This window comes from Collinsella sp. AF39-11AT, from assembly GCF_003474585.1.
Taxonomy (GTDB): domain Bacteria; phylum Actinomycetota; class Coriobacteriia; order Coriobacteriales; family Coriobacteriaceae; genus Collinsella.
Window position 1 is genome coordinate 91,048 of sequence record NZ_QROG01000001.1, and the last position, 18,850, is coordinate 109,897.

The window sequence follows — 18,850 nt, forward strand, 5'->3', positions numbered from 1 at the left end:
GCCCTGCCTTTTGAATGACAGATTGTAGCTCTGGGGGCCGCGCAGCGACGGAGGTCGCCGCCGTTCGTTAGAACGGCGGAACTAATTACTCCTCGTCGTTGTCCTTGGCCTCTTCGGCGTCGTCGGTGTCCACGAGTTGGTTGAGCAGCTCGTCGAGGGAAGCCATGTCCTCGTTGATGGCACCGTTGGCGGGAGCCTTCTTGTCGTCGATCGGGGCGCCCAGGAGCTCCTCGTCGGCGTCGGCGTGATGCGTCGGCGCAGCGGAGGTGCCCAGCAGGATATCGTCCGGACCGTCGGGGCTAAAGACCATCTGCAGCAGCTGCGAGAGGTCTTCCTCGTCGGCAACGTCGTCGTTGTTCTCGAGGATGTAGAGCAGGTCGTGGGCCTCCAGGCCGTCACGGAGCTCCTCGATCGCCTTGGCACCGATGCCGTCGATGCGCAGCAGATCCTCCTCGGACTTGCCGACCAGGTCGCCGACCGTCTCGATGCCGACCTCGCTGAACTTGTTGGTCCAGCGCTGCGACACGCCCAGGTCGTCGAACAGGTACAGGCGAGCCTTCTCGGCGGAGATGGTGTGGCCGTTGCGGGTGAACGAACCGTCAGCACCACCGAACTCGTCGTAGCCGGCCCAGTCGAGCTGCTGCGGGAGCTGCTCGTCCAGATCCTTGAGCTCCACAGGAGCCCACTCGGGCAGCGACTTGGCGTTGGGCGAAGCCGGGCCGTCGATGTCCACGTAGCCATCGGCCGTGCGATACGTCAGCTTGGCGTTGGCGTACGGCTTGAGGCCAGTACCAGCCGGGATCTTCTTACCGACGATGACGTTGGACTTAAGGTCGAGCAGGTGGTCGACCTTGCCCTCGATGGCAGCCTCGGTAAGGACGCCGGCGGTACGGATGAACGAAGCGCTCGACAGCCAGGAGTCGATGTTGGACGCGACCTTGAGCGTACCCAGGATGACGGGCTCGGCAACAGGAGCCTGACCGCCCAGACGGGCAACGCGCTCGACCTCGTCAGCGAACTCGTAGCGGTCGACGTACTGACCAAGCAGGTACTTGGAGTCGCCGGGGTTGGTGATCTGAACGCGACGCAGCATCTGACGTGCGAGCACCTCGATGTGCTTGTCGTTCAGGTCGACGCCCTGGCTGGTGTAGACGTCCTTGACGCTCTCGACGAAGGTGTGCATCGTCGACTCGATGTCGGTCAGCTTGCGCAGGTTGCGGAAGTTGACGAAGCCCTTGGTGATCTGGTCGCCGGCGCGAACCTCGCAGCCGTCCTCGATCTCGGGCATAAAGCGCACCGAAGCGGGGACGCGACGCTCGTCGAGGACACGGGTGTGATCCTCGGAGTCGGTGAGCGTCAGCACGTACTCGGACTTCTCGGGCTTAATCGAGAGGTGACCGGAGTACGGAGCCAGCTCGGCCTCGCGACCCAGGATCTTCTCGTTGACGTTGCCGACGATATCGAACATACGGCTGACCGTAGGCAGACCCTGCGTAATATCGTCGACGCCAGCGACGCCGCCGGAGTGAATGGTACGCATCGTAAGCTGCGTACCGGGCTCGCCGATGGACTGGGCGGCAATAATGCCGACTGCGGTACCGATGGCGACCGGACGACGGGTGGAAAGATCCCAGCCGTAGCACTTCTGGCACACGCCGTACTTGGAGCGGCAGGTGAGCAGCGCGCGGAGCTTGACCTTCTTGAGGCCCGCATCGACCATCTTCTGGATGTCGGCGACCTTCTCGATGTAGCCGTCCTGCTCAAAGAGCACGGTGCCATCGGGAGCCACGACGTCCTCGATGAAGCAACGGCCGACGAGGTCGGTGTTGAGGTCGGTGGTGCCGGGGATGATGAGGTTGTAGGTGACGCCCTCGTGCGTACCGCAGTCCTCCTCGCGGACGATGACGTCCTGGGCCACGTCGACCAGACGACGGGTCAGGTAACCAGAGTCCGAGGTGTGGGATGCGGTATCGACCAGACCCTTACGGGCGCCGTAGGTCGAAATGAAGTACTCGAGCGGCAGCAGGCCCTCGCGGAAGTTCGCCTTAATGGGAAGGTCGATCGTCTCGCCGGACATGTCTGCCATCAGGCCACGCATGCCACCGAGCTGACGCAGCTGGGTCTTAGAACCACGGGCGCCGGAGTCGGCCATCATGTAGAGCGGGTTCTCCTCGTCGAACATATCGAGCATGAGCGCTGCAACCTTATCGGTACAAGCGGTCCACTCGTTAACGACTTCGATGTGGCGCTCCGTCTCGTTGATGAAGCCCTCCTCGAAGTACTCGTTGATCTGGTCGACGTTGGCCTGGGCGCGGTCAAGCAGCTCCTGCTTCTCGGCAGGGATGAGAGCGTCCCACACCGAGATGGTGAGGCCGGCGCGGGTAGCGTAGTGGAAGCCGGAGTACTTGATGGCGTCGAGGATCGGGCCGACCTTGGCCTCGGGGTAACGATCGCAGCAGTCCGCAACCAGCTTGGCCACGTCGCCCTTGACCATCTTGTAGTTCATGAACTCATAGTCTTCGGGCAGGCACTGGCGGTTGAAGATGATGCGGCCGATAGAGGTCTCGAAGCGCGCGGTCTTGTTGCCGGTGACGTCGTAGTCGACAAACTCGTTCTTGCCGTTCTTGACGCGGAAGATACGGGTGCCGTCCTCGTTGATGACGTTGGCGTTCTCGGCGGACACGCGGACCTGAATCTTGGCCTGCATGTCGACCTCGGAGCGGCAGTCATAGGCGTGCAGCGCGTCGTCGAAACTCGAGAACACGTGGTTCTCGCCCGGCAGACCGTCGCGGACCTGGGTCAGGTAGTACACACCGATGATCATGTCCTGCGAGGGGATGTTGACCGGCTTGCCGGATGCCGGCGAGCGCAGGTTGTTCGCAGAGAGCATGAGCACGCGGGCCTCGGCCTGAGCCTGGCTGGACAGCGGCACGTGGACAGACATCTGGTCGCCGTCGAAGTCGGCGTTGAAGGGCGAGCAGACCAGCGGGTGCAGGTGGATAGCCTTGCCCTCGACCAGCACCGGCTCAAAGGCCTGGATGGACAGACGGTGCAGGGTCGGTGCACGGTTGAGCAGCACGACGCGGCCGTCGATGACCTCTTCGAGGATGTCCCACACAAAGGTGGCACCGCGGTCGATAGCGCGCTTGGCGCCCTTGATGTTCTCGACCTTGCCGAGCTCGACCAAGCGCTTCATGACGAAGGGCTTGAAGAGCTCCAGCGCCATGGTCTTGGGCAGACCGCACTGGTGCAGCAGCAGCTTGGGGTCGGTAACGATAACCGAACGGCCGGAGTAGTCGACACGCTTACCCAGCAGGTTCTGACGGAAACGACCCTGCTTGCCCTTGAGGGCCTCGGCGAGCGACTTGAGCGGGCGACCGCCACGGCCAGAGACCGGGCGACCACGACGGCCGTTGTCGAACAGGGCGTCCACGGACTCCTGGAGCATGCGCTTCTCGTTGTTCACGATGATCGCAGGGGCGTCCAGGTCGAGCAGGCGCTTGAGTCGGTTGTTACGGTTGATCACGCGACGGTACAGGTCGTTGAGGTCGGACGCGGCGAAGCGGCCGCCGTCGAGCTGGACCATCGGGCGCAGATCGGGCGGAATGACCGGGATGACGTCCAGGATCATGTTCGCGGGGCTGTTGCCGCCCTTCAGGAAGGCGTCAACGACCTCGAGGCGCTTAACGGCCTTCTCACGCTTCTGCTTCTGGGAGTCCTCGTCGGCGATGATGGCCTTGAGCTTCTCGGCCTCGGAAGGAAGGTCGATGGCAGCGAGCAGGTCGCGGACGGCCTCGGCACCCATGCCACCCTTGAAGTACATGGAGTAGTAACGGGTCATCTCGCGGAACAGCGGCTCATCGGAGATAAGGTCGCGCTCGGTGAGCTTCATGAAGGCGTTGAAAGCGTCCGTGCGGAGCTGCTTCTCGTCCTTGCACTCTTCCTCGATGTCAACGGTGCCGGAGGCGATCTCCTCGGGGGTCAGCGGCTCCTCGTCGGAGAACTCGTCAAAGTTCTCGGGGTCGCCCTGCTCCTTGAGGGACTCGATCTGGCGGGCGCACTCGGCATCGATCTCTTCCAGATCGGCGGCGAGCTCCTCGCGCAGGTCGTCGGCGTCGGCCTCGCGGGCCTCATAGTCAACCTCGGTGATGATGTAGCTGGCGAAGTACAGAACCTTCTCGAGGTCCTTGGACTTGATGTCGAGCATACGGCTCATCGGGAAGCTCGTGGGGCTCTTGAAGTACCAGATGTGGGACACGGGAGCGGCGAGCTCGATGTGGCCCATGCGATCACGACGCACCTTGGCCGAGGTGACCTCGACGCCGCAGCGCTCGCAGACGATGCCCTTAAAGCGGATGCCCTTGTACTTGCCGCAGGAGCACTCCCAGTCCTTGGCGGGACCGAAGATCTTCTCGCAGAACAGGCCGTCCTTCTCGGGCTTGAGGGTACGGTAATTGATGGTCTCCGGCTTCTTGACCTCACCGTGCGACCAGGAACGGATCTGGTCGGCGGAGGCAAGGGAGATCTTTACCGAGTCAAAATCAGTAGCTTCGAAATCTGCCACAGTCAACTACTCCTTATCAGTGGTCGTGGCGGCGACAGCCTCGGGCGCCTCGGTGGTCTCGGCGTCCTCGGCCTCGACGTCGGCGTCAACGCCGGCGAGCGCAGCCAGGTCGTCGAGAGCGGAGGTCTCCTCGGCGGTCACAGGTGCGGAGGCGTCCTCGTCGGCATCGTGCATGGGCTCGATGTCCAGTGCGAGGGAGCGAATCTCCTTGACGAGAACCTTGAAGGACTCGGGGATACCCGGGACAGGAACGTTCTCGCCCTTGACGATAGACTCGTAGGTCTTGACGCGGCCCACGGTATCGTCGGACTTGACGGTCAGGATCTCCTGCAGGACGTTGGAAGCACCGTAAGCGTACAGTGCCCAAACTTCCATCTCGCCGAAGCGCTGGCCGCCGAACTGAGCCTTGCCGCCCAGAGGCTGCTGGGTAACCAGGCTGTAAGGGCCGGTCGAACGGGCGTGGATCTTGTCGTCGACCATGTGGCCGAGCTTGAGGATGTAGGACGTACCCACGGTAATGGGCTCGCGGAACTCCTCGCCGGTGCGGCCGTCGAACAGACGGGTCTTGCCGCGCTCGTCAAGCTGGGTGACGAACTCGGGGCGCATGTGATCGCCAAAGGCAGCGGTGGCCTTGTTGAGCATGTTCTTGTTGGCGCGACGGATGACCTCGGCGATCTCGTCCTCCTTGGCGCCGTCGAAGACGGGCGTCGCGGTGAAGAACGGACCGGGGACGTACTTGTCGGAGTCGGCCTGCTCGGTATCCCAACCGCACGCAGCAGCCCAGCCGAGGTGGCACTCGAGCAGCTGGCCGACGTTCATACGCGAAGGAACGCCCAGCGGGTTGAGGATAACGTCGATCGGGGTACCGTCAGCCATGTAGGGCATGTCCTCGACCGGCAGAACGTTACAAATAACACCCTTGTTGCCGTGGCGGCCGGCGATCTTATCGCCCTGCTGGATCTTACGACGCTGGGCGACGTAGACGCGCACCTGCTCGTTGACGCCGGGGGCCAGGTCGTCGCCGTTCTCGCGGCTAAAGCGGACGACGTCGATGACGCGGCCGTAAGCGCCGTGAGGCATCTTAAGGGAGGTGTCGCGGACGTCGTGGGCCTTGGCACCGAAGATGGCGCGCAGCAGGCGCTCCTCGGCGGTCAGAGCGCTCTCGCCCTTAGGCGTGACCTTGCCGACCAGGATGTCGCCAGGGCCGACCTCGGCGCCGATACGGATGATGCCGTCCTCGTCGAGGTTGGCAAGCATGTCCTCGGAGAGGTTCGGGATCTCGCGGGTGATCTCCTCGGGGCCGAGCTTGGTGTCGCGGGCGTCGATCTCGTGACGGGTGATGTTGATGGTCGTCAGCAGGTCCTCGGCCACCAGGCGCTCGGACACGACGATACCGTCCTCGTAGTTAAAGCCTTCCCACGGCATGTAGGCCACGGTGAGGTTCTGGCCCAGTGCGAGCTCGCCGTGATCGGTCGAAGGACCGTCGGCCAGAGGCTCGCCCTGCTCAACGGTGTCACCGACGCGCACGAGCGGACGGTGGTTGATGCAGGTGGACTGGTTGGAGCGCTGGTACTTGGCCAGGTGATACTCGTCCATGCCGCCGGCATGCTTGACGATGATCTTGGCGGCGTCGGCAAAGATGACCTCGCCGGCGTTCTTGGCCAGGGTGACCTCGCCGGAGTCCAGAGCGGCGCGACGCTCCATGCCGGTACCGACATAGGGAGCGGCGGGGTGAACCAGCGGCACGGCCTGGCGCTGCATGTTAGCGCCCATCAGCGTACGCTTGGCGTCGTCGTGCTCAAGGAACGGGATCAGCGTGGCTGCGACGGAGAGCATCTGACGCGGCGAGACGTCCATGTAGTCGACGTCCTCGACGGGCACGTCGGCGGGAGCGCCGAAGGAGCCGTCGAAGTCGCGGGTACGGGCGATCACGGTGTGCGGGCGGACGATCTTGCCCTCGGCATCGGTCGTGATGAACTCGTTGGTCTTGGGATCGAGCGGCGTGTTGGCCGGCGCGATGACGTGCTTCTCTTCCTCGTCAGCGGTCATCCAGTCGATCTGGTCGGTGGCAACGCCGTTCTCGACGCGACGGAACGGGGCCTCGATGAAGCCATACTCGTTGACGCGGGCGTAGAGGGCGAGCGAGCCGATCAGGCCGATGTTGGGGCCTTCGGGGGTCTCGATCGGGCACATGCGGCTGTAGTGCGAGTTGTGAACGTCGCGGACGGCCGTCGGCACGTTGGTGCGGCGGCTGGAGCCGGACTTGTGGCCGGCAAGACCACCAGGGCCGAGTGCGGACAGACGGCGCTTGTGGGTCAGACCGGTCAGGGGGTTCGCCTGGTCCATGAACTGCGAGAGCTGCGAGGAACCGAAGAACTCCTTGATGGAGGCCACGATCGGGCGGATGTTGATGAGCGACTGCGGGGTGATCTCGTCGATGTCCTGGGAGCTCATGCGCTCACGGACGACGCGCTCCATACGGCTCATGCCGATACGGAACTGGTTGGCGACGAGCTCGCCGACGGTGCGGATGCGGCGGTTGCCGAAGTGGTCGATGTCGTCGACCTTGAAGCCCTGCTCGCCGGCAGCGAGGGACAGGAGGTAGCGCAGCGTCGCGACGATATCCTCGTCGGTGAGCACCGTGACCTCTTCTTCGGTGGTGAGGTTGAGTTTCTTGTTGACCTTGTAACGACCGACGCGGGCCAGATCGTAGCGCTGCGGGTTAAAGAGCAGGCCCTCGAGCAGGCTACGGGAAGCGTCCACGGTGGGAGGCTCGCCCGGGCGCAGGCGACGGTAGATCTCGATGAGGGCGTCCTCGCGGGTAAGGGCGGTGTCGCGCTCCAGGGTGCGCTTGATCACATCGGAGTTGCCGAGCAGCTCGATGATGTCGTCGTTGGTGACGGCGATGCCAAGGGCGCGCAGGAACATCGTGGCGCTCTGCTTGCGCTTACGGTCGATGGAGACCATGAGCTGGTCGCGCTTGTCGACCTCAAACTCAAGCCAGGCACCGCGGGACGGGATGATCTGGGCCTTGTAGATCTGCTTGCCCGAATCCATCTCGGAGCTGTAGTACACGCCCGGGGAGCGGACGAGCTGCGAGACGACGATACGCTCGGTACCGTTGATGATGAAGGTGCCCTGATCGGTCATCATGGGGAAGTCGCCCATAAAGACGAGCTGCTCCTTGATCTCGCCGGTCTCCTTGTTGGTGAGACGGACGTCGGTCAGAAGCGGAGCCTGATAGGTCATATCCTTCTCGCGGCACTCCTCGACGGTGTGCGCGGGGTCGCCGAACTGATGCTCGCCGAAGGTAACCTCGAGAACATGGTTCTGGCTCTGGATGGGGCTGGATTCCTTGAACGCCTCACGAAGGCCCTCGTCCTTAAAACGCTCAAAGGATTCCCTTTGAACAGAGATAAGGTTGGGGAGCTCCATGGCCTCCGGGATTTTCCCGAAGCTGACGCGCTTGCGCTCAGTGGCAGTGTATGCGTAGGTCACCAGGTTTTTCCTCCTTCACGGAAATGCTCGGTGGGTTGGCGAGGCATAGCTTCGCCAGTTATCGCAACCTAATAGTTTATCAGGTACCGACCGTTGGGCAAGAAAAGCCTTGACGCGATTGAGTTTTTGGAGTAGCAAAGTTTTTCGACAGAAAACACGCAGGTAGATGTATGTGTATCGAACATCTGTTCATATATTTTATGTGAACAGAGAGCTAGCAATCGCAGCTCTTATAAAAAACGGGCGCGAACCGAGGTCCACGCCCGTAAATGTCGGTGCCCGAAGGCTTACTTGCGCATCAATCCGCCGCGCTCGTCGATGGCGTCCCAGAAGGCATCGGCAAAGCGGGGGTCGTTTGCAGCCATGAGGGCGTTAGTGGCCATCCAACCAGAGGGAGTGCCGGTGTCGTAGCCCGACAGCGGGTCGATGACGACGGCGTACATGGCCTCGCGGTCGAGCGAACGGGCCATGGCGTCGGTGAGCTGGATCTCGCCGCCCTTACCGGCCTGCTGATCGGCCAGCAGGTCCATGACTAGCGGGCTCAGCAGGTAGCGACCGACGATGTACAGGTTGGACGGAGCAGCCTCGGGAGCGGGCTTCTCAACCAGACCGCCGATACGCCAGACAGCGCCCGGCTCTGCATCGGCAACGTCCTCGGCACCCTCGAGCGAACCGACGCGCTCACCGGCGATAACGCCGTAGCGGCTGACTTCCTCGGGCGAGCAAGCAGCGACGGCGATAACCGAAGCGCCACCGTGCTCCTTGGAAACGGCGAGCATCTTGTCGCAGATGTCGCGATTAGGCACAACGTAGTCGCCCAGAAGAACCAGGAAGTTCTCCCCTGCTACGGCGTCGGCAGCAGAGCGGATAGCATGGCCGAGGCCCTTGGCCTCGTACTGATAACGGAAGTCGACCGGCATACCGCCAGCGTGGGCGACGGCATCGGCATAGGCGTTCTTGCCGCGCTCGCGCAGCAGGTTCTCGAGCGAGCGATCGGGCTGGAAGTAGTTCAGTAGCTCGGGCTTACCGGGAGAAGTAACGATGATGGCGTCGTCGACTTCCTCGGGGTCGAGCGCCTCCTCGACGACGTACTGAATGACGGGCTTGTCGAGCACCGGCAGCATCTCTTTGGGCGTGCACTTGGTGCCAGGCAGAAAACGCGTGCCAAGACCGGCGGCGGGGATGATTGCCTTCATGTTATTCAAAGATCCTTTCGCAGGCGCAAAAGCGCCCCATGCGTGCGGCACACAGCCGCAGACCAAATTGCGATACCCAAGCATCTTACCGCTGGAACTATATGTCGCTACAAGGCAGGGACAATTCTTCAGCAGGTCAACGCAAATTATTGCTCGAATGGTGCAATTTTATTACCCAACGGTAGTGACCCCAAAGCACTGCAAACGGCAGTAATTTGCATGCCGAGCCAGCAAAATAGAGGGGTCATAACAAAAAAGACGGGGCTCGCAACGCGAACCCCGTCTGCAAAGAAATCTGGCGAGAAAGCCTGATTACTTGAGGGTGACAGCAGCGCCAGCAGCCTCGAGCTTCTCCTTGGCAGCCTCGGCGTCCTCCTTCTTGGCACCCTCGAGAACAGCCTTGGGAGCGCCCTCGACGACCTCCTTGGCCTCCTTCAGGCCAAGGTTGGTGAGCTCACGGACGGCCTTGATGACCTGGATCTTGTTGTCGCCGAAGCCCTCGAGCACGACGTCAAACTCGGTCTTCTCCTCGGCCTCAGCAGCGCCAGCAGCGGGAGCGGCGACAACAGCGGCAGGAGCAGCGGCGGAAACGCCGAAGGTGTCCTCGATAGCCTTGACGAGCTCGGAAGCCTCGAGAAGGGTCATTTCCTTAAGAGCATCGATGATCTCATCGGTGGTAAGCTTAGCCATTTCTAAGTCCTTTCGGTTTCCGTGTCTGTGCACGGAGATCAGTTAAAACACGGCGCGAATGCGCCAGGGGCGCGGCGTTGCCGCCGCGGGTGAAAACAGCGACTAGGCTGCCTTCTGCTCGGAGACCTGCTGGATCGAACGAGCGAGACCAGAGGAAACGCCGTTGACGCAGACAGCGATGTCGCGAGCGAAACCGGAGATGAGACCGGCGATCTGGCCGAGAAGCTGATCCTTGGTGGGCAGCTCGGCGATAGCCTTAACATCATCAGCGGAAACGGCCTTGCCGTCGGAGATACCGCCCTTGATCTCAAGGACGCCCTTGGACTTAGCGGAGAAGTCCTTAAGGGCCTTAGCGGCCTCGACCGGCTCGGACTCGTAGAACACATAAGCGACGGGGCCGGCGAGGATCTCGTCGAGCTCGGGCTGCTCCTGGTTCTTGAGAGCGATCTTGACCAGGTTGTTCTTGTAGACCTTCATCTCGGCGCCGCACTCGCGAAGCTGATGACGCAGCTCCTGAGCCTGCTTAACCGTCAGACCGTTGTAGTTGACGACGAACAGACCGGCGTTCTCGGCGATACGGGACTCGATCTCTGCAACCTTGTCGATTTTGTACTGCTGGGGCATGAATTACACCTCCTCGAATTCTTTCCGGGCACGGTCCGCCACAAGGACGTGACGGGGGCATGTCCAAAAAGAAAGCCCCCGCGCTGCATGAGCGACGGGGGCGAGAAGACATATCTACTCGACCACCTCGGCTGGCGGGATATCCCATTAAGCTCGCGGGCGATGCCCGTTTGCACCGGCTGTCTCTGGCAGCGGATTCGTGCGTGAACCGAAAGTATTATGGCGGGGACCCCGGCGTCGGTCAACGGGCACGAGGATTCGCACACAAACCCTGCATACGCTCCGGTCGGGAGGGGCAGGGCGAGTTTTCCGCTCGGTCAAGTCCTGGGCTCGCACGAAGGCCACATTAAGTGGCCTTCGGCTCGTGCGGAATCTACGGAAAACTCGCCCTGCCCCTCCCGACCGGAGCTACGTTGCCTTTGTTGCGAATCCTCGTGCCCGTTGGCCGGCGCGCCCCACGCATAACTCTTAGGTCGGTGGGCTGATGGGTTGGGTCTCGTTGGGCTACAGGGTTGAAACGAAGTTTGACAGGCGGCGGAGGCCTTCGTCCAGATCTTGATCGGAGACGCAGTAGCTTAGGCGGATGTGGCCTTCGCAGTTGAAGCAATCGCCGGGAACGAGGGCGACTCCCGCCTCCTTGATGGCGCGGATGCAGAACTCCTCGCTCGTTATGCCGAATTGCTTGATGCTTGGGAAGGTGTAGAAGGCGCCCGCGGGCTCCACTACGTCGAGGCCCATGGCGTCTAAGGCTGCGAGTACGCGTTCGCGGCGGGCTCGGTAGACTTTGAGCATAGGGGTTGGGTCGACGGTCAGGGCTCGCGTTGCGGCGTCCATCTCAAAGGAGACGGCGCTCGATACTAAGTATTGGTGGGCCTTTGCGATCTCGGCGATGACGGGAGCTGCCGCTGCGAGCCAGCCCAAGCGCCAGCCGGTCATAGCCCAGGGCTTGGAGAAGCTCTCGATGACCACTGTCTGATCGCGCAGCTCAGGGTGGCGCTGGGCAAAGCGCTCGTAGCCATCCACATAGACGAGGCGGTTGTACACGTCGTCGCAGACCACGTAGATGCCCGCCTGCTCCGCCACGCGCGCTACGGCGTCGAGTGAGGCCGCGCTGAGAATGCAGCCCGTGGGATTGTTGGGCGAGCAGATAACGATGGCCTTGGTCGCCGGGGTCACACAGGCGCGAAGCGCTTCCTCGTCAATCTGGAATTGCGCAGGCTCCGTATCCAAAAAGGCCGCTTTGGCGTGATTGGCTACGACGATGCTCTCGTACAGGCCAAAGGCCGGCGTGGGGATAATGACCTCGTCGCCGGGGTTGAGCATAGCCATGAATGTTGCCGACAGGGCCTCGGTCGCGCCGTCGGTCAGGATGACCTCGTCGGCCGAAAACGCAAGGCCCGCTTCGCCCATATATGCGGATAGCGCCTCGCGCAGGGCGGGGCGACCGTTGTTGGGCGGATAGTGCGTGTCACCGCGGTCCAACGCGGCGGTCACCTCGGCGCTAATCACATCGGGCGTGGGAAAGTCGGGCTCGCCAAGCGCAAGCGCGATGCACCCTGGGTGCTGGGCGGCGAGCGCGTTAATCCGACGGATGCCGGAGGGCTTGAGCGTGGCAAGCGAGGTGTTCATAGGCAGACGCATGGCGTTCCTTTCGTAAGGGTTGCACTAGGATAGCGCGGCGAGGCGCCACCAGACGGTGTAACCTAAACGGAAACCAACCGGAAAGGAGGCGGCATGGAGACGATCGCGCGCGGCGATAAGCCCAAGACGTTGCAAACCATTGCGTATATCAGCATTCCCGAGAGCGCCGATCTTGAGTTTTTGCTCTGGGACCTGCAGGATGCCATCGCCGCCTATGCACAGCTTTCCGGCACTGTACTCCCCCGACCGGTCGACTTGAAGGCGGATGATGACGATGCTGCCGCCGATGGCCTCGTGCTCGCCGTTGATGATGCATTTGATGACGGGGCGATGATCACTGTCGAGCAGATGCTCGATCGCCTTGGGAATGCAGAGACACGCGTCTATGTCGTCGTGCAGGTTGCCCACAGAAGCACCGAGGGGGCGCACATGCCCGTCAAGCGCCTGCGGGAAGCTTGCGAGCTCCGTAAACTAACGTGGTGCGGCGGTGTTACCATCTGCGCCGGCAGCGGCATCGCGGCGCTTCGCCATTCCCCACGCATGGGCCTCTTACGCCGGCCATTTTCGGAAGCGATGGACAAGCTCGTGGGTGCGGTGCGTATGGGTTGCTCGGTTGAGCATGCGCAGCGACTCGGCGGCGGCAGTGCCGAGGACATCGACACCAATGGCATGGTTTGCGCCGAGCCAGCCGTGCCCGCGCCGATCTGGCGAGGCGTTCTGAAACACCTCGGCGCCCGCACTCAATCAATAATCTAAATTAATAAGCTGCCCAGTCAACGGCTTCACTCCAACGCTCGACAAGCCGCTCCAAACGCCACGCCGCGTTGGCAGGACTCGTCGACGGCAGCACGATGGCAGGTAGCCCCGTCCGCTCTTGTAGATATCGTTTGTAGAGCCGCCCGGCCGCGCCGCCGTTGCAGATAACGACCTCAATCGGCGTGACATCGGTAATGCGCTCGATATGTGCCGGCACAACGTTGCGAATGCTCGCGTCGCTCGAGCCCTTAATGTCGCAACTCTCGATCACATCCCACAGGGCCACGCCGCCGTTCAGCAGCATGGATCGCTTGGCAGCAATGGAGGCATCGAGCGTCGCGGGCTCACCGCTTGCCAAAGGATCGCCCTCGTTGGGTGGCACGAGCACACCGAGGCACGCGGCCATCACGCGCCAAAAGCGATTCTGGGGATTGCCGTAATAAAAGGCATTGGTACGCGAAAGCACTGAGGGAAACGACCCCAACACCAAGATGCGCGAGTGCTGGTCGAACACGGGCTCGAACCCGTGCTCAATATGTTGATAGCCCTCGTCAGGCGTTGCCATGACCTAGGCCCTCGACAGATAGCGCACCTCGTAGGGCGCAAGCTCAAGAGTACCCGTCAGCTCAACCGTGGGCGCGCCGTCGGCAAGCAGGTCAACAAAGGACCCGTTGAGCTCGCCAGCGCCAAAGGTGTAAGGCTCGTCCACGGCATTCACCGCCACGAGTACCGTCGCGCCGTCGCAGGCGCGCTCGAACAGCAGCTGCTTGTTCTGGATCACCACGTTGCGATAGGCACCGTAGTTGAGAGCACGGGCCGCCGCGTCGTCGGCCGAGCGAAGGTGCGTGAGCTGCGTGACGAACGCCGTCAGCTCGTTGGGCGCAGGCTCATCGAGCGCAGGTCGCAGCGCCCAGTCACCATCGGGGCCGCCCTTTTCGCCGGCAATCCCCCACTCGCTGCCATAGTAGACACACGGAATGCCCGGCATGCCAAAGAGCATGCCATAGGCGGGACGCAGGCACGACTTGTCGGTGAGGATGCTCGCCAGGCGCGGCACGTCGTGGTTGTCGACAAACGACAGCAGGTGTTTGCCGCGGTAGATGCACCACGGATCGCCGCCAAACTGGCGATGCAGCGAATGCGCGATCTCGAACATGTTGACCGAGTTAAAGCTGGAGCACAGGCCCTTGTAGCACTCGTAGTTGGTGCAGGAGTCGAGCATCTCGTCGTTGACGATCTGGTTGTAGTCGCCGTGGAGCGTCTCGCCGATCAGCACAAAGTCGGGCTTGAGCTCACGGGTAAAGGCATGCAAACGACGCATGAAATCACGGTCAAGCATATAGGCAACGTCCAGGCGCAGGCCGTCGACGCCAAAGACCTCGGCCCAACGACGCACGGACTCGAGCAGGTAATCGACCACGGCGGGGTTTTGCAGGTTGAGCTTCACAAGCTCAAAATGGCCCTCCCAGCCCTCGTACCAAAAGCCGTCACTATAGCAGGAATCGCCGTCAAAACTGATGTGGAACCAGTCCTTGTAGGGCGAGTCCCACTTACGCTCCTGCACGTCGCGGAAGGCCCAAAAGCCACGACCGACGTGGTTGAAGACGGCATCGAGCACCACGCGGATGCCATGGGCGTGCAGCGTCTCGCACACGGCGGCAAAGTCGGCGTCGCCACCTAGGCGGCGGTCGATGTGGCGCAGGCTGCGCGTGTCGTAGCCATGGCTGTCGGATTCGAGCGGCGGGTTAATGAGCACAGCACCGATGCCGAGCTCTTGCAGGTAGTCGGCCCATTGGGCGATCTTCATGATGGGCGCATCGGGGTTGGGCGCGGCGTTGGCAGCCTGAGCGAGTTCATCCTCGGCAACGGGGGCGGCGTTTTCGCGCGGAGCTCCGCAAAAGCCCAGCGGATAGATCTGATAGAACGTCGTCTCGTATGCCCACATAGCAACCTCCCGGTAAGCTCAACACAACGACATCCATTGTATGCCCGGCTTGTATCCTCTTCCCCAAAATAAGTTGCGGTGAAATAATTCCTGCTTGGGCCTTCAGAGGCCTTAAACAGGAGCTATTCCACCGCAGCTGATGAGGGGACGTGATTAGGCGACGGGCTTTGCGCGGCGTATGGCTGGGAACAGTACGGTGATGGCAAGGATGACGCCCACGACGGTAATCGCCCCGCCCGCAAAGCCAATCCAAGCGATACCGGGACCCGAAACCACGGCGCCGCCGATTGCGGTGCCCGTGCCGATACCGAGGTTAAACAGGCCCGAGAAGATCGACATGGCGACGGCCGACGAATCCGCCGGCGTGTACTTGATGAGCTCGGCCTGGAACGCAACGTTAAAGGCCGTGGAGCAGCAGCCCCATAGCGCGCAGACGGCAAGCACTGCTACGAGCGACGATGCGACCGGACCCACGAGCAGCAGAGCCACCGGCACGCCGGAGAGCGTGATAGCCAAGAACGGGAAGCGATGCCCATCGAACAGGCGGCCAAACAGCCAGCTTCCGAGCAGACCAGAGCAGCCAAACGCCGTCAGCGTCATGGTAATAGCGCTTGCGTCGACGTGCGCGACCTGCGCCAGGAACGGCTCGATATAGCTGTAACCCGCATAATAGCCGGTCGCCATAAAGACCGTGACCGCGTAGAGCGCAATCAGGAACGGGTTCTTGAGCAGCTCGGGCAGCTGTTTGACGGTAAAGCGCTCGCCCGCCGGCATGGCCGGGAACACCGCGGCCTGGTAGACAACCGCGACAGCCGAGAGGGCCCCGACCGCGGCGAATGTCATGCGCCAGCCCACGGCCAGTCCGATGGCGCGGCCGATCGGCAGGCCAAAGATCTGCGCGATGGACGAGCCCGTGGCGATCATGCTAATGGCGAGCGCCCCGTGGCGACTGTCGACCAGGCGCGAGGCCATAATCGAGGCGACCGACCAGAACACGGCATGTGCGCAAGCGACCACCAGGCGCGCACAGACCAGGATGGGATATGTCGGTGCCACAGCGGACAGGAACTGACCCAGAGAAAACACGGCGAGCACGCCGAGCAGCATACGCTTGAACTCAAAGCGCGAGGCAAACACCATGAGTGGCAGCGACAGCAGCATGACGCCCCAAGCATAGACCGAGATCATGATGCCTGCCTGGGCCTCGGTGAGCGAGAACGACGCGGCGATATCAGTCAGAAGGCCGATGGGCATGAACTCCGACGTGTTGAACACGAACGCACAGCAGGCGAGCCCGATAAGCGGGAGCCACTGCCTGAGTGCGATACCACCTTGCTTTGTTTGGGCCATATAGGAAAACCTCTCCGATTATCTTGAGCGGTGGGCGATTATAGCAATGAGAAGTCTATAAAATGAGCAACAAAAGAATTCTTGGAAAACGATCGTTAACAGACGGCGCGCCAATTCTACTTAGAAAGCAAGGTACGCAGGAACTCAATGTCGAAAACGCGGCTTCATCTTCGGGCTATCGCGCCTGCTCGGATACGCACAAGGACACCCCCATGAGCACGTCAATTTCGAGCCAACTCGCAACCGCACAATGAACTAGCAAAAGAAGGATATAAGCAAACGCCCCATAATAAAGTCCCTCATGTACAAGCGCCGTCACTGAAAGTGCCGACGGCAGCGCCGCACTCGAAACTACCCATCCAACAAGAACCTGGATAGCGCAACTTGCAACCAGGTTCCATGCCACTAGCAGCGTTGCGGGACGCGCGATTTCTCTGCAGGAGGAACGAAGCACCGTGACCGAACGCATGATGTAGCGTGGTGCAAACCGAATGCCTCGTAGTCCCCTCTGCTCCACGCCCGCATCTTCAATTAACACGAATACGAACGACGCGGAAAGAAGCGTCACGATTACTGCCACCACAAGCGAGCACAACACCCCGAGCTGGCTGCTCGCAAGCGAGGCAAAGACTACAATTGCCGATAAAATCAAGTGAACCAAATAAATTAGCAGCGCCCCAGAAATCTGGAGGGGAACCGTCGAGGCCAAGAGATAAACCGGAGGGGTTCGAGCAGGTTGCACCGTCTCTTTGGACCGGTCGACGGCAAATAATGAAAAAGCCACATTCGATAGAAGCAGGTTTAAAAAGGCCGCGACCACAGTGCAAATAAGCGTAATGGACGGATTGATATAGGCGAGCTCAGTTGCAACGTTTGATACACCAATTTGAAGCGCGCTCATAACAAACAAGGGGATATATAACGCCATCGTGCAGCCACTCCGGCATCCCTTCGCCCGATCGCCCGATTCCAGAAAGACATTGAAGTTCTCTCGCAAGTTCACTCTATACCCGTTTTCTTACTAGGCAGGGCGAACGAGCGCCAATATAAACGCCGGTCCGCCCATCCATGATTTCTAGTTTTAACGTCCAGACTAGTCTGTCCAGCCGTCGATGTAGTCGCGGTTAAGCTCAAAGTACTGCGCGGCGATGTCTTTCGCCAAGGAGTACGAATTAACGAGCGGGTGCATCGCGAGGCTCTCGACAATGTCGCGCTTCGATCGGTTAACGATGCCACGCGCCACGGTGCGCTCGTAGTACTTGACGCGACGAATCAATTCGAGGTTTCCCGCGGGCACAGAATCGGCTTCGACGCGATGCGGTACACAGCCATCGGTGGAGATATCGCACGTTGACTCGATGACATCTGTATCGAGAAGGCCGGGGATGGCGCCATTGTTGGGGGTGCACAGGATCATCTGCTGCGTCTTGCCAGAGCGAGCAATATCCATGAAACGGAGCGCAACACCTGCGTATCCGCCAGCATCTTTGCCGTACACGTCAAACGTCCACGGCTTGTCGCGGTGAATACCTGTCTCGGCCGCCATGTAGTTGTTTTCGCGCATTCCGTACCACTTCTCAAAGCACGCGAGGCCCTTTTCGAAGTCGTTCTCAATATCGATAGATGCAAGCTCGCTCGTCATTTCTCGATTAATTTCTTCGATTAGTTCGCCGCGCGTCTGGGGCGAAGAGAGAACGTTGGCAACGGCGCGCTCGCGATAGTAGAAATAGTATAGGTACTCATTTGGCACGCATCCGCGATTTAGAACGAGATCCTTCTCGAAGAACCTAAGATCCGTATGAGCATATGCCCCGTCGTCGTGGATCAAGTCGGGCATGATGTCCTCGCCGTCAACCGTCACATTGCGGAAGAACGAGAGGTGGTTGAGTCCATAGCACTCGCCCTGAACCGATGCGGGATCAACGCCTTTATACTCGGCAAACTGATGCAACATGCCCGAGGGGGCATCGCAAATGCCATAAGTAAAATCGTAGCCCATATCGCGTAAGGCCTGAGATACGACGCCAGCGGGATTAGTAAAGTTAAACACCTTGACGCCCGGCTTTGCGTACTTCTTGATTAACTCGCAATACGAAGCAAGCGCAGGGACGGAGCGCATGGCAAAAGACACGCCGGCTGCGCCAGTCGTCTCTTGGCCAAGAACCCCATGTGAGAGAGCAATGCGCTCATCGCGAACGCGCATATGGTCCCCACCGACGCGAATCGTCGTGATCACGTAATCGGCGTCCTTAACGGCCTCGACTGCATCGCCCGTCAGTGAAAAATTAAGCGTGGGGCAAAGCATGCCCGAGACATGGGCGGCAAGGCCACCGTAGATGCGCAGCTTCTCGGGATCATTGTCCATAAACACAAGTTCATCGATTCCAAGCGATGACGCCTGCTGGGCTATGCTCTTTGCCAAAAACATGGAGCGGACGCCACCGCCGCCTATGACCGTAAGTTTCATATCGAAACCCCCAATTAGCACATTCAATATTGCACGGTTCGCCTGTGTATGGATATTGTATCCAGCATGGAGGGCCGCTTCCCGCCCCGGCTGCAAGGCGGGAAAGGAATTCCCCAAGG

At 61.0% G+C, this 18,850-nt stretch carries 12 protein-coding genes; 1 reads left to right on the top strand and 11 read right to left on the bottom strand.

What is annotated here, in order from left to right:
* Positions 1–85: 85 nt before the first annotated feature.
* The 6 genes from DW037_RS00485 to DW037_RS00510 all read right to left on the bottom strand — a co-directional run bounded on the left by DW037_RS00485 (position 86) and on the right by DW037_RS00510 (position 12,213).
* Positions 86–4,564, bottom strand: coding sequence for a DNA-directed RNA polymerase subunit beta' (locus tag DW037_RS00485; protein WP_199578279.1), 4,479 nt, complete (start codon positions 4,562–4,564; stop codon positions 86–88).
* Positions 4,565–4,570: 6 nt separating this feature from the next.
* Entirely contained in the window at positions 4,571–7,999 is a 3,429-nt protein-coding gene (locus DW037_RS00490; protein WP_233542199.1) for a DNA-directed RNA polymerase subunit beta, read from the bottom strand.
* Positions 8,000–8,349: 350 nt separating this feature from the next.
* Complete coding sequence (locus DW037_RS00495) at positions 8,350–9,258, bottom strand: UTP--glucose-1-phosphate uridylyltransferase (protein ID WP_118372626.1); 909 nt, start codon at positions 9,256–9,258, stop codon at positions 8,350–8,352.
* A 312-nt stretch (positions 9,259–9,570) separates the two neighbouring features.
* A complete protein-coding gene (gene rplL / locus DW037_RS00500; RefSeq protein WP_006235005.1) occupies positions 9,571–9,948 on the bottom strand; it encodes a 50S ribosomal protein L7/L12 in 378 nt (125 codons plus the stop codon).
* Between the two features lie 102 nt (positions 9,949–10,050).
* The gene (gene rplJ, locus DW037_RS00505) at positions 10,051–10,572 is read right to left on the bottom strand and encodes a 50S ribosomal protein L10 (RefSeq protein WP_006235004.1); all 522 of its coding nucleotides are present in this window, start codon (positions 10,570–10,572) and stop codon (positions 10,051–10,053) included.
* 504 nt (positions 10,573–11,076) lie between these two features.
* Entirely contained in the window at positions 11,077–12,213 is a 1,137-nt protein-coding gene (locus DW037_RS00510) for a pyridoxal phosphate-dependent aminotransferase (protein WP_118372627.1), read from the bottom strand.
* Between the two features lie 93 nt (positions 12,214–12,306).
* Here DW037_RS00510 and DW037_RS00515 point away from each other — a divergent pair, with 93 nt between their 5' ends.
* Positions 12,307–12,969 (top strand): hypothetical protein, encoded by a 663-nt coding sequence (locus tag DW037_RS00515; protein ID WP_117629238.1) that lies wholly within the window; start codon positions 12,307–12,309, stop codon positions 12,967–12,969.
* Between the two features lies 1 nt (position 12,970).
* On the opposite strand, the gene DW037_RS00520 is transcribed toward DW037_RS00515, so the two are convergent.
* The 5 genes from DW037_RS00520 to DW037_RS00540 all read right to left on the bottom strand — a co-directional run bounded on the left by DW037_RS00520 (position 12,971) and on the right by DW037_RS00540 (position 18,731).
* Positions 12,971–13,534, bottom strand: a complete 564-nt coding sequence (locus tag DW037_RS00520; RefSeq protein WP_117629239.1) for a uracil-DNA glycosylase family protein — start codon at positions 13,532–13,534, stop codon at positions 12,971–12,973.
* 3 nt (positions 13,535–13,537) lie between these two features.
* On the bottom strand, positions 13,538–14,914 hold the full coding sequence (locus tag DW037_RS00525; protein WP_117629240.1) for an alpha-amylase family glycosyl hydrolase: 1,377 nt from the start codon (positions 14,912–14,914) through the stop codon (positions 13,538–13,540).
* Between the two features lie 153 nt (positions 14,915–15,067).
* Entirely contained in the window at positions 15,068–16,264 is a 1,197-nt protein-coding gene (locus DW037_RS00530; RefSeq protein WP_117629241.1) for an MFS transporter, read from the bottom strand.
* Between the two features lie 175 nt (positions 16,265–16,439).
* Positions 16,440–17,192: a hypothetical protein gene (locus DW037_RS00535; RefSeq protein WP_147329326.1), complete on the bottom strand. Its 753-nt coding sequence runs from the start codon at positions 17,190–17,192 to the stop codon at positions 16,440–16,442.
* Between the two features lie 165 nt (positions 17,193–17,357).
* Positions 17,358–18,731, bottom strand: coding sequence for a 6-phospho-beta-glucosidase (locus DW037_RS00540; protein ID WP_117583084.1), 1,374 nt, complete (start codon positions 18,729–18,731; stop codon positions 17,358–17,360).
* Positions 18,732–18,850 lie beyond the last annotated feature (119 nt).

Excerpts from the sequence above, each read along its gene's own strand:
- DW037_RS00490 (WP_233542199.1), bottom strand. The coding sequence starts at position 7,999 with ATGGAGCTCCCCAACCTTATCTCTGTTCAAAGGGAATCCTTTGAGCGT.
- DW037_RS00495 (WP_118372626.1), bottom strand. The coding sequence starts at position 9,258 with ATGAAGGCAATCATCCCCGCCGCCGGTCTTGGCACGCGTTTTCTGCCT.
- rplL (WP_006235005.1), bottom strand. The coding sequence starts at position 9,948 with ATGGCTAAGCTTACCACCGATGAGATCATCGATGCTCTTAAGGAAATG.
- rplJ (WP_006235004.1), bottom strand. The coding sequence starts at position 10,572 with ATGCCCCAGCAGTACAAAATCGACAAGGTTGCAGAGATCGAGTCCCGT.
- DW037_RS00510 (WP_118372627.1), bottom strand. The coding sequence starts at position 12,213 with ATGCGTCTGCCTATGAACACCTCGCTTGCCACGCTCAAGCCCTCCGGC.
- DW037_RS00515 (WP_117629238.1), top strand. The coding sequence starts at position 12,307 with ATGGAGACGATCGCGCGCGGCGATAAGCCCAAGACGTTGCAAACCATT.
- DW037_RS00520 (WP_117629239.1), bottom strand. The coding sequence starts at position 13,534 with ATGGCAACGCCTGACGAGGGCTATCAACATATTGAGCACGGGTTCGAG.
- DW037_RS00525 (WP_117629240.1), bottom strand. The coding sequence starts at position 14,914 with ATGTGGGCATACGAGACGACGTTCTATCAGATCTATCCGCTGGGCTTT.
- DW037_RS00530 (WP_117629241.1), bottom strand. The coding sequence starts at position 16,264 with ATGGCCCAAACAAAGCAAGGTGGTATCGCACTCAGGCAGTGGCTCCCG.
- DW037_RS00535 (WP_147329326.1), bottom strand. The coding sequence starts at position 17,192 with ATGGCGTTATATATCCCCTTGTTTGTTATGAGCGCGCTTCAAATTGGT.
- DW037_RS00540 (WP_117583084.1), bottom strand. The coding sequence starts at position 18,731 with ATGAAACTTACGGTCATAGGCGGCGGTGGCGTCCGCTCCATGTTTTTG.